Genomic DNA, 12,190 nt, shown 5'->3' with positions numbered 1-12,190 from the left:
GATTTATCGTTAACTCCGATAAGTGTTTTTGCATTTTCCTGTCTTATCTTTTTCCCACTAACCCTGTACCCTGCTGAAACTAAACGCACCCGCAGGGTATGAGAAATCACCAGGAGTAGTTATGGATATTGTTTCTGTCGCCTTAAAACGTTACTCCACTAAGGCATTCGATCCGAATAAAAAACTGACCGCTGAGCAGGCCGAAAAATTAAAAACGCTGCTGCAGTTTAGCCCGTCCAGCACCAACTCTCAGCCGTGGCACTTTATCGTTGCCAGCACTGAAGAAGGTAAGGCGCGTGTGGCAAAATCCGCAGCCGGCGGCTTTGTATTCAACGAACGTAAAATGCTGGATGCTTCCCACGTCGTGGTGTTCTGCGCCAAAACGGCAATGGACGATGCATGGCTGGAGCGCGTGGTGGATCAGGAAGAGAGCGATGGTCGTTTCGCTACCCCTGAAGCTAAAGCCGCAAACCATAAAGGCCGTACCTTCTTTGCCGACATGCATCGCAAAGAGCTGAAAGATGACAACCATTGGATGGCAAAACAGGTTTACCTCAACGTCGGTAACTTCCTGCTGGGCGTTGCGGCAATGGGTCTGGATGCTGTGCCGATCGAAGGCTTTGATGCGGCGGTCATGGATGCAGAATTTGGCCTGAAAGAAAAAGGTTTCACCAGCGTAGTGGTGGTCCCGGTGGGTCATCACAGCGTAGAAGATTTCAACGCCGCGCTGCCGAAATCTCGTCTGCCGCTGGAAACGACGCTGACGGAAGTCTAATCCTCCGCATTTGCATAAGCTCCGCACAGCGGTCATCATAGACCGCTGTTTATTAAGGAGACGTTATGCAGGAATTGATATCTCAGGTAGAAGAACTCGGCATTGAAATAAATCACACCACCTCACTGGTGATGATTTTTGGCATTATTTTTATCACCGCCATTATTGTTCACGTTATTTTGCACTGGGTGGTATTACGCGCATTTGAAAAGCGCGCCAACGCCAGCTCCCGCCTGTGGCTACAAATCATCACGCAGAACAAGTTATTTCACCGGCTGGCATTCACCCTGCAGGGTATCATTGTCAATATACAGGCCGCACTCTGGCTACAGAAAGGTAGCGAAGCAGCAGAAATATTAGTGACCTGCGCGCAGCTGTGGATCATGATGTACGCCCTGCTATCCCTGTTTTCCCTGCTGGACGTTATTCTCAATCTGTCGCAAAAACTCCCTGCGGCATCGCAATTGCCGCTAAAAGGCATATTTCAGGGCGTTAAGCTAATCAGCGCAATTCTCGTCGGAATATTGATGATTTCCCTGCTGATTGGTCAGTCACCGGCAATACTGATAAGTGGTCTGGGTGCGATGGCCGCCGTGTTAATGCTGGTGTTTAAAGATCCGATTCTCGGTCTGGTGGCCGGAATACAGCTCTCCGCCAACGATATGTTAAAGCTTGGCGACTGGCTGGAGATGCCGAAATACGGTGCCGATGGCGCGGTTATTGATATTGGTTTAACCACCGTCAAAGTGCGCAACTGGGATAACACCATCACCACTATTCCCACCTGGTCACTGGTATCAGACTCATTTAAAAACTGGAGTGGAATGTCGGCTTCCGGTGGGCGAAGAATTAAGCGCAGTATCAGCATCGATGCCACCAGCATCCATTTTCTTGATGAAGATGAGCGCCAGCGTCTGCATAAAGCGCACCTGCTGAAACCGTATTTAACCACGCGTCATCAGGAAATTGACGAGTGGAATCAGCAATTAGATGCGCCTGAATCGGTATTGAATCACCGCCAGATGACCAATATTGGCACCTTCCGCGCTTATCTGAACGAATATTTGCGTCATCATCCGCGTATTCGCAAAGATATGACGTTAATGGTGCGCCAGCTTGCGCCGGACGATCACGGTTTACCGATCGAAATCTATGCCTTTACCAATACGGTAGTTTGGCTGGAATATGAAAGTATTCAGGCTGATATCTTCGACCATATCTTTGCCGTCGTCGAAGAGTTTGGCTTGCGCATTCATCAGTCGCCAACCGGAAACGATATTCGTGCGCTGTCGGGCGCGTTTCAGCGATAACCCTCAGGTACTGGCGCGTGAAATATAGCGCCAGTCCATCATCACCCTTTCCGTCTGCGCGTCAGGATTTTCTATTTTATTCAGCAGCAATCCTACCGCTTTGCGTCCTATATCCCGTGACGGCTGCTCAATGGTCGAAAGCTGAGGGGAAACCATTTCGGCCAGTTCCGTACCGTCGAATCCGACGACCGCGACATCCTGGGGTATCTGTAATCCGGCATTGAAAATAGCACGCATCGCGCCAGCGGCCAGCGTGTCCGATACGGCAAACACCGCGTCGGGTTTCACCTCTGCAGCAAGTATTGTTTTCATCGCCGCTATTCCTGCGCTGGAACTCAATTCACTGGCGTATTCCACGGCCTGATACTCCAGCGACAGCGCATGCAGCGCCGCTTTATAGCCGCGCTCGCGCAAGCGGGCGTATTTATAACTCAGGTCATGATTGATTAACGCAATGCGTCGATAACCCTTTTCTACCAGGTGAGATATGACCGACTGCGCGGCGTCAACATCGTTAATCCCTACGCAGGAAACCGCACCTTTATCAGCGTATTCCGCGCACTGAACCCAGGGAGCATCGCCAATCAACGTGGTCAGTTCCGGTAATTTTGAAAATGCATCCATGGTGATGATGCCATCGACGATTTTCCCTGATAACAGTTTCAGCGCCGATTTCGAACGGGCCGTATCCGAGCCGGAATTACACAGCAAAATGCGATAGCCATTCTTCTCCGCCTCCTCTTCAATGCCTTTAACGACCTCAGCACAAAAAGGGTTGGCGATGTTGGAAACCATCACCAGAATCATCGAACTGCGCGCTGTACGAAGCTGACGCGCCAGCAGGTTGGGCTGATAATTGCTTTCCTTAATAGCCTGCAATACTCGCTCGCGATTTTTTTCTTTGACGGTATCACTGTTGTTCAGCACACGTGATACCGTCGCCACCGACACACCGGCAAGCTGGGCGATTTTTTGAATAGACATAACGACGACACATCCTGCGGTTTACGCTTTGCGTTGAGGCTACCATAAAATCATCGCCCGGCGAACCGGGTACGTGTTTAGCGCTGGACTGATATCCAGCGCTGTTGCTGATGGCTTTTTATAATCGCATCAATGATGTACATCACATCTGCACCATCAGAAAATGACGCAAAGCGACGCTCCGCCATCACGGGCATTTTGCCTGCCTGCACCGCCTGATAGAACTGCTGCATCATATTCTTGAACGCATCCGGCCAGCCCTCAATATGCCCGCCCGGAAAGTGAGCACTGGCGGCAACATCCGAATTCATCAATGCAGGGTCGTCCGTGAGGATCTGGTTCGCCTGTTGACGATACCCGACCCAAAGCTGCTGCGGCGTTTCCTGATCCCAGTGCAGTGAACTCTGGCTACCGTTAATTTCAAAGATCAGGTGATTCTTGCGCCCGGCACTCACCTGCGAAACGTTAAAGCAGCCTTTACTGCCATCATCAAAACGAACCAGTATCGATCCCGCATCTTCCGTTGTAACCGCTTTATCCTCAAATTGCAGGTCAGCCGTTTGCTGGCCAAACGTAGCATTACTGGCGATGCTGGCTTTACGTACCGGCCAAACGATAGCCAAATCGGCCATCACTTCGACAATACGTTTTCCCGTGACGAATTGCACCGTGTCGCACCAGTGTGAACCGATATCCGCTACCGCCCGCGAGTTGCCGCCCAGTGCAGCATCGACCCGCCAGTTGTAATCAGTCTCCAGCAGCATCCAGTCCTGCAAATAGCTCCCCTGTACGGCAAACAGACGGCCCACGCTGCCGCTTTTAACCATACTGGCCGCCTGCTGCACCATCGCAAACTGGCGATAAACAAAGCTCACGCCGTGCACCACTCCTGCCTGCTGAGCCAGCATTTCCAGTTCACGGGCCTCATCAGATGTCATGCACAGCGGCTTTTCTGAAAATACATGCAGACCCGCGCGTAAAATCTGCCGATTGATGTCGGCATGCAGATGATTCGGCGTACAGTTATGCACCACCTGCAGTCCAGGATGCGCCAACAGCGCCTCTACGCTGCCGTACGCCTGAGGAATATGCAGTGCATCTGCGCGATCCTGAGCAACCTCCAGCGAGCTATCACAGAGCGCCACCACGTTCACACCGCCGAGTCGGCGCAACGCCTCGATATGCGCAGGCCCAATAAATCCGCTGCCAATAATGCCAACCTGTATCATTTGCGTACCTCGTCTCCTGCGGCGAAATCATCAAATGCGCGTGAAGAAACCGGAATAATATGGCGGCGTATAAAATCGCTCCCCTCACGCGCCCCGGTTTGCGCGTCTTTCAGGCAACACTCCCATTCCAGTACCGCCCAGCCAGGGAAATCATATTGTGTGAGCTTGCTGAAGATCGTTTTGAAATCGACCTGCCCGTCCCCCAAAGAACGGAAGCGCCCGGCGCGATCGAGCCACGGCTGAAAACCGCCATAGACACCGCTGCGGCTACTGGCGTGGTACTCAGCATCCTTGACGTGAAACGCTTTAATACGCGAGTGGTAGACGTCTATAAACCCAAGATAATCCATCTGCTGCAATAACAGATGGCTCGGGTCATAGAGAATGTTGCAGCGAGGATGATTATTTACCAGCGCCAGAAAGCGCTCGAACGTCACGCCATCGTGCAGATCTTCACCGGGATGGATCTCAAAACAAATATCCACCCCATGATGATCAAAGCGATCGAGAATCGGTTTCCAGCGGCGCGCCAGCGCCAGAAATGCCTCTTCAAAGCGCTGACGGTTATGCGGTGGCCACGGATAAAAGAAAGGCCAGGCGAGCGAACCTGAAAATGTGGCATGCGCTGTCAGCCCCAGCCGTTGCGAAGCCGCAGCGGCCTGATGTAAGATTTCGATGGCCCACGCCTGTCGGGCCTGCGGGTTAGCACGTACAGATGGCGGAGCAAATCCGTCAAAAGCTTCATCGTAGGCCGGATGGACGGCAACCAACTGGCCTTCAAGATGAGTGGATAATTCGCTAATCACCAGCCCATGCCCGGCCAGCATCCCACGAATATCATCACAATAGGCCTGACTTACGGCAGCTTGTTCGACATCAAACAGCGACTTGTGATTACACGGGATCTGTAATGCCTTATAGCCCAGCTCCGCCGCCCATTTTGCCACGCCTTCCAGGGTGTTAAATGGCGGGCGATCCCCGATAAATTGCGCCAGAAAAATGCCAGGCCCCTTGATGGTTTTCATAGCCCCTCCTGAAAATTACGCCTGCTCTTTCTCGTCGTACTTGAAAGAGAAAAGGAAAATCACGGCAATCACCGCAGCAGCCACTGCCGGGATCCACCAGAATGTGGTCCACGCCTGAGGCACCGTTTGCCCCGCCACCAGCCGGTTGTACAGTGCGCCTGAAATTTGCGAGCCAAGCAGCATACCGATCCCATAGGTAAACATAACGATCATGCTTTGCGCCTGACCTTTCACTTTCTCCCCGGCGATACGATCGGTGTAAATAAAGCCGACCACGAAAAAGAAGTCGTAGCATACGCCGTGCAGCAGAATGCCGAGATACAGCAGGAATCGCCCCTCTTCGCTGATGCCAAGTGCAAAGAATGCATAACGCACGAACCAGGCGCACATCCCGATTAACAGCATGTATTTCACGCCCAGGCGTCTGAACAGGAACGGGATCACCAGCATGAAGAAGATTTCAGACATCTGACCGAACGACATTGCTGTACTGACGTCGCCAACGCCCGCATCAGCCAGAAACGACGCGGTATATGCGTAATAGGTTCCCAATGGTACAGAGATAAGCGTCGCGCAGAGTGAGAAGACAAAAAAGTGACGAACCTTGAGTAAGGCGAAAGCATCTGCACAAAACAGATCGCGAACTTTGACCGGCAATCCTTTCGCCGGTGCTGGCGTGTTGGGCAATGTCAGGCTGTAAAGGGCGAGAATCACAGAAATAACCGCCGCCAGCGTAAAGATGCCGGTGGTGTCCGAAATCCCGGTTACGCCGATAAAAATCCCCGCGACAATCCAGCCAATGGTGCCAAACACCCGCACCACCGGGAAGGTTTTGTCCTTATCCGACAGGCTATGAAAAGCAATGTTGTTAGTCAGCGCCAGCGTTGGCATGTAGCACAACGTGTAGCCAAACAGCAGACCAATCAGCAGCGCACCGTTTTGCGCCACCAATGCCTGCGGAACAAACCACAGGATCGCCGCGCCCGCAAGATGCATCACCGCCATCACCTTTTGTGAGGCAAAGAAGCGGTCTACCAGCATCCCTAAGACAAACGGCGACAGAATAGAGGCTATTGGCCCGGCTGAAAACGCATCGCCAATCAGCAACGACATGTTGTGCTGGCTCATCACCAGCCCCAGCGTGACGGACCAACTTCCCCAGATAAAGAACTGTAAGAACATCATTAGCGACAGCCGGGGTACCAGCAGCCGGTACCGTACGCTCTGTTTTCCACTACTTTCGGTTGTTGACACCATGTTTGCCCCACCTTTAAAAAGTAATCGATTACAAAATAGATTCAATAGAAAAGTAATCGATTACAAAATAAAAATCCTGCCAGCAAAGGCAAAATTGCGAGAGCGGTCACGATATACCTGGAGAGAAGATCCGATCCCATCCTGGCGATGGGATCGGTAGAAACTTAGCGAGATTTACGACGCAGCAGTTTGAAGGCAACAAACAGGAACAGGATCCACACCGGCAGCAGGATAGCTGACAGGCGCATATCATCCATCGTACACATCAGCACCAGGATCATGCCGAGGAAAGCAATACACAGGTAGTTCCCTGCCGGATACAACAGCGCTTTAAACTGTGTGTCACGTCCCTTACGCCGCATCGCCGCCCGGAACCGCAGATGCGCCAGGCAGATCATAATCCAGTTCAGCAGCAGCGTCGCTACCACCAGCGCCATTAGCAGGCTAAAGGCCTTTTGCGGCAGAACGTAGTTGATCAGGACCACCAGCGACGTAATAGCACCGGAGAGGATCAGTGAGTTCACCGGTACGCCGCGACGGCTGACGCGGGTTAAGAACTTCGGCGCGTTTCCCTGCACGGAGAGGCCAAACAGCATACGACTGTTCGAGTAAACGCCACTGTTATACACCGACAGCGAAGCCACCAGAATGACAAAGTTCAGCGCAGAAGCCACCACGTTGCTGTCAAGATTATGGAAAATCATCACGAACGGGCTGCTGTTGGATTTCACTTCCACCCACGGGTACAGCGCCAACAGCACCACCAGAGAACCGATGTAAAACAGCAGAATACGGTACACCACCTGGTTTACCGCCTTTGGAATGCTTTTCTGCGGATCCTGCGCTTCTGCGGCAGTAATCCCGATAAGCTCCAGTCCGCCAAAGGAGAACATAATCACCGCCAGCGACAGAATTAATCCGTTCCAGCCGGTAGCAAAAAAGCCGTTGTAACGCCACAGGTTATCGATGCTTGCATGTTCCCCGCCGTTACCGGAAAACAGCATCCACACGCCAAAACCAATCATGCCGATAATGGCCAGCACTTTAATCAGCGCAAACCAGAATTCCGTTTCGCCATACAGACGTACGTTGACCAGGTTGACGGCGTTGATGATCACAAAGAATGCTGCGGCCCAAATCCAGGTCGGGACATCGGGCAGCCAGTACTGCATGTAGATCCCGGCCGCCGTTAGTTCCGCCATGCCGACCAGCACAAACATCACCCAGTAGTTCCAGCCGGACAGAAAACCCGCGAACGGTCCCCAGTATTTATAAGCAAAGTGGGCAAACGATCCGGAAACAGGTTCTTCCACCACCATTTCGCCCAGCTGACGCATAATCAAAAAAGCGATGATCCCGGCAACGCCGTAACCCAGTAGCACCGCAGGTCCCGCCATCTGAATAGCCGGGCCAATGCCCAAAAACAGACCGGTACCAATTGCACCGCCCAGCGCAATTAACTGAATATGGCGGTTTTGCAACCCCCGCTGAAGCGTCGGCTCATTCGTCGACGCGGCATCAGACACGCTGGTGTCAGATGCAGTTGACGCGTTTTTCACGCCCTTCCCCTGTGTCGTTTTTATTGAAGGGGCTTCTTTTAACATTTCAACATGGTTGTCGCAAGGCGCAATCGATTGGATGCGCCGGGCTTCCTTGCCCAACGCACCGAGGCTCAGGAGAAAAACAAAAGTAAGAAGGCGTGTTGTTATTGTTTATTCAGGTCAATGCGCACCACGCTATCTGGCGCAGACGTAGAGTGGTCTTTATTAAATTTCTGCTTCACCGTCACATACAGCGTTTGTCCATCCGCCGAGAGCAGCAGGCTGTTAGGGTTAGGCGGTAAATCCCAACTTTTCTTCACGCTGTAATCGGTCGCATTCAGACTGAGCAATTTCCCTGAATCACGCTGGGTAATATAGATTTCGTTGCGTTTTGCGTTGAATTTCACCGCCAGCGAATCACCCACATCCAGTTTTTTCAGCAGCTTACCCGTATGAATATCCAGCACCAGGGTGGTTTTCGCTTTCGAGTTGTCGGTGACAAACAGGCGACCCGTTTGTGCGTCCTCTGCCATATTCAGCAGCAGCGCAGGTTGTTCACCCAGCGGCTGCCAGCGTTTTTCAACACGCTGATTACGCGGGTTGATGACGAGGATTTCACCGCCGCCGTTAGCCGCATAAATTCGCTGCGTCACCTCGGAATAATGCAGTCCGGTCATCCATTTTCCCGTATTTTTGATACGGGTTTTCAGCTTCAGAGTTTCGGCGTCAACCACCCAAATCACCGCTGGATCCGCCACGGCGCCAATATAGAGCAAGCCGTTATGCAGCAGCACCTGGCGTGCGCCATACGGGAAACCTTCTGGGTTACGTTCCGGGAACAGTACGCGATTTTTCACTTTGCCGTCAGCGGTATTCAGCGCACTCAGGCCGCCATCCAGTGAGTTGGTGACATACACCGTTTTACCATCCGGCGAGATAGCCATACCAAAGTTCTTCATATCGGTATGACTCAAGCCGAGCGTTTTAAGCGTTTTCGGATCCAGTTTGTAAACCACGCCGCCCTGCACATCTTTAAATCCTTCGGCACTGGCAACGTACAGCGCATCCCCCGCCGGGCTAAGCGCCATTTCATATAACCCATCCGCCAGCGCGCGTTGCTGCACATCGGTGACGGCAGGTTGCGCTGTTTTTTCCGTAACGCTGGAATTGCTGGCTGGTGTGGAATGCGCCGCACAACCGCTTAACGCCGCAGCAATCAGCAATGCCAGCGCGGATGTTGTTTTTTTCATTGTCAGGATCCTTACCAGAAGTCATACAGAGAGTTAATTACAAAAGAGAATGAGAACTATACGCATTATCTTTATTGAATCAAGAATAATTACCCGAGAATAAAAAACATGAAACAGAGGTTTGAAGATGTAGACAGGTGCGTGCGACTTCCGGTTTTTCATAATTACAGTGAATTATTCTGGACGAAAAGGCATCGCAGGCCACAGAATGCGCTTAACTGTTTTTCTAACATTTTCAAACGGGTGAACCTGTTGTATTTCAGCCACCCGTTTTTGAGCCAGGCCAGGCAACGACTGTCATGAATAAGATCATCAAACGACTGGAAATCGTCAAAAGCGCTATTGAACTGGAAGATGAGGAGATTATTTTCCAGCAGGTGGCGCATCTGAAAAATGAGCCTTTGTCAGTCGTACCAGGCACCATTGTGCAGGCGATCGAAGAACGACGCTTTAGCGATGCCCTGCGTGAAATCTCTGCCTGGCTGCAATCGCAACGGGCAGTCTCTACGTGGCAGGACCCCGCCGTTGCCGCCAGTAAACTGGAACTCAAAGCGCTCGAAACACAGCTACGTGACCTGATCGATAAACGCAACACCCGCATTCAAATCCTCGATGATTTCAACGATCTGTATCATCTTCGCCTTGGGCCGCTGATGAGCCGGATCCTCGAGTTACGTAAACAGCTCGCCGCCAGCGCCCAGCGTAAACAGGAAGCGGAGCGAAAGCGCCGGGAAAAAGACTATCAATCCTGTCAGCACTATATTTCCCAGGCTGTTGATCAACTGGCCAGGCTCAAACAGCATTGGATGAACCAGCATTCAGATTCGCGTGAATCGGTGGAAACGCGCCAACGTATTCAGCAACAAACGGAACTGATTACCGCTCTGCTGGCGGAGATTCGTGAGCTGGAAAACGACTTTTCTCGCCAGGACGACAGCGCAACCCGCAAGGCACAGGAAGAGGCCAGCCATGAATATGATGAGTATCAGGAGCAGCAGCAGGATGCGCAGCATCGTTTTAACCGTGACCAACGACTTTCTTCTGATGAACGTAATGAGTTAAAACGCCTGTGGCGTCAGGCCAGCCGTCTTTGTCATCCGGATGTGGTGGCGGACTGCCTGAAAGAGAAAGCGCATCAGATGATGGTGCAGCTTAACCAGGCGCGCCAAAATGCCGATCTTGCCGCCGTTCGGGCGCTACTGACTCAATTGCAAAGCGGACTCGAACCGATGATGGCGAGTGACCGATTGAACGATTTGCAGCATTTACGCAGCAAAATACAGCAGCTCAGAGAACAAATTAACGCGCTGCTCAAAGAGATTACCGAACTGGAAGCGGAGAACGCCTGGCGGCTTGCCACCTCTGTCACGGATAAAGAGGCTTACTTCTCCGAACAACAACGGGCGCTTACGGAAATCCGCAATACGCTGGAACAACAGGTGCAACAGGTTGAACAGGAGCTGCTCGCCGGCTAAGCGGTATCAGCAATGCAATCAGAAAAAATAACCTCTTCAAGTGAGATTTTTAAATTAAGCACAAAAAGTCCAAATCGGGATAATAACCCAAAAATTTAACATTACTAAGAATTATCGACTGGAATATTCGAATCTCAGGTTGATAAGTGCAAATTTAACGATATTTCTCTCTCCTCTCTGCCTCCCCTTCTCTTTGTCCTGGTCTTGATTAAGAATTCTCCTACTCACCAATTATCTCATTAAGAAAAACAGGTATCTGTTTGAAATATAAAATTTTATATATAAACCCCCTTCTTGATGATTAGGAATACCCTGTCTTTATAGAAATCACTCAATCATTATTTGCGTGATCCATAAGCGAAATCTATCAATCATTTACGCAGAGCTGAAATAAACGATTTATCTTAAATTTTAACAAAGTGTAATATCTACTTTAAGAATAGTTAATGATTCGAATTAATACAGAAAATATCTGTGGAATCTGTAATAAATAAGGATGCGTTCACACCAAAGAACGTTATACGAGATTTAATTAACATTTCATGCGCCGCAAGAAACTCTTTTTTTAACCTAAAAAAAGAGGCGGTCGCTTGCATCAAATTTTCAAGGAGATCGTTATGTCTAAGGCTATTTTTTTGGGTGACTCAATTTACCCCTGGCTAGGCATGCGAGAAATCCTACGCGGTTCATCATTATATATTGATATCGCGTACTACTCCTCTCAGACGCTTTCTGCCGTCAAAATAATCCCTTATGAAACGGATTGCATCATTATTAATCCTGACAACTCGGATTTTTTAAAATATGCCAGGATTATCCGCAACATGGCTTTACGTCCTGCCACTAGAATTATTGTTTTGGCCGATGAAGCTACTTTTTCTATTTTTCAAACCGTTTGCGGGAAGAACATGCTGTTCCTCGATCAAGACGCCAGCCTTGATCGGTTGCTGCATGCCGTAACGCGTATCACACAAAACAAAAAATCAATAAATATCAAAGAATTACATAACAAAATCACCGCAAACGAATTCAATGTAATGATGATGCTGGCCCGGGGGTGGTCACTGACGCAAATCGCCGGGGCATCACAAAAAAGTGAAAAAACCATCGGGGCGTACAAAAGCAACATTGCCAGAAAACTGGGCAAAAATAACACTCGGCTTAAGTACACCATTTCCCACTATAGCCAGCCGTAACTGACTTATTTAAGGACAATTATCACGGTTATTATTTAATAGGTTTTCTTTCGGCTCATTTTTAATTCCGCATCGCACGGAAGGAAACCCTATTTCCCAAAATCCATTACCGGGTAGCACATCCGCGTGCCAACCATAGCCAACAACT

At 50.5% G+C, this 12,190-nt stretch carries 10 protein-coding genes; 4 read left to right on the top strand and 6 right to left on the bottom strand.

The window, feature by feature from the left end:
- Nucleotides 1–121: 121 nt before the first annotated feature.
- A complete protein-coding gene (nfsB, locus tag E1B03_RS08025; protein ID WP_103768732.1) occupies nt 122–775 on the top strand; it encodes an oxygen-insensitive NAD(P)H nitroreductase in 654 nt (217 codons plus the stop codon).
- Nucleotides 776–840: 65 nt separating this feature from the next.
- Nucleotides 841–2,085: a mechanosensitive ion channel family protein gene (locus tag E1B03_RS08020; protein ID WP_103768731.1), complete on the top strand. Its 1,245-nt coding sequence runs from the start codon at nt 841–843 to the stop codon at nt 2,083–2,085.
- A gap of 3 nt (nt 2,086–2,088) precedes the next feature.
- Here the strand turns inward: E1B03_RS08020 and E1B03_RS08015 are convergent, their stop codons facing one another.
- The 6 genes from E1B03_RS08015 to E1B03_RS07990 form a co-directional block, all read right to left on the bottom strand.
- Nucleotides 2,089–3,069 (bottom strand): LacI family DNA-binding transcriptional regulator, encoded by a 981-nt coding sequence (locus tag E1B03_RS08015; RefSeq protein WP_133086019.1) that lies wholly within the window; start codon nt 3,067–3,069, stop codon nt 2,089–2,091.
- Between the two features lie 77 nt (nt 3,070–3,146).
- Complete coding sequence (locus E1B03_RS08010) at nt 3,147–4,298, bottom strand: Gfo/Idh/MocA family protein (RefSeq protein ID WP_133086018.1); 1,152 nt, start codon at nt 4,296–4,298, stop codon at nt 3,147–3,149.
- Nucleotides 4,295–5,323, bottom strand: a complete 1,029-nt coding sequence (locus E1B03_RS08005) for a sugar phosphate isomerase/epimerase family protein (protein WP_133086017.1) — start codon at nt 5,321–5,323, stop codon at nt 4,295–4,297. The genes E1B03_RS08010 and E1B03_RS08005 overlap by 4 nt, the downstream gene beginning before the upstream one ends.
- 15 nt (nt 5,324–5,338) lie before the next feature.
- Complete coding sequence (locus tag E1B03_RS08000) at nt 5,339–6,580, bottom strand: MFS transporter (protein WP_103768727.1); 1,242 nt, start codon at nt 6,578–6,580, stop codon at nt 5,339–5,341.
- 164 nt (nt 6,581–6,744) lie between these two features.
- Nucleotides 6,745–8,139 carry a phenylalanine transporter gene (pheP, locus tag E1B03_RS07995; protein ID WP_103768726.1) on the bottom strand — a complete coding sequence of 465 codons (1,395 nt, stop codon included), beginning with the start codon at nt 8,137–8,139 and terminating at the stop codon, nt 6,745–6,747.
- Between the two features lie 146 nt (nt 8,140–8,285).
- On the bottom strand, nt 8,286–9,371 hold the full coding sequence (locus tag E1B03_RS07990; RefSeq protein ID WP_133086016.1) for a YncE family protein: 1,086 nt from the start codon (nt 9,369–9,371) through the stop codon (nt 8,286–8,288).
- 299 nt (nt 9,372–9,670) lie between these two features.
- Here E1B03_RS07990 and E1B03_RS07985 point away from each other — a divergent pair, with 299 nt between their 5' ends.
- The gene (locus tag E1B03_RS07985) at nt 9,671–10,846 is read left to right on the top strand and encodes a coiled-coil domain-containing protein (RefSeq protein WP_103768724.1); all 1,176 of its coding nucleotides are present in this window, start codon (nt 9,671–9,673) and stop codon (nt 10,844–10,846) included.
- 617 nt (nt 10,847–11,463) lie between these two features.
- Complete coding sequence (locus E1B03_RS07980; RefSeq protein ID WP_103768723.1) at nt 11,464–12,042, top strand: helix-turn-helix transcriptional regulator; 579 nt, start codon at nt 11,464–11,466, stop codon at nt 12,040–12,042.
- Nucleotides 12,043–12,190 lie beyond the last annotated feature (148 nt).

The sequence above is a fragment of the Citrobacter arsenatis genome, assembly GCF_004353845.1.
GTDB lineage: Bacteria > Pseudomonadota > Gammaproteobacteria > Enterobacterales > Enterobacteriaceae > Citrobacter > Citrobacter arsenatis.
Note: the sequence above shows the minus strand (reverse complement) of the source record. Positions and strands in the feature narration are given on the sequence as shown.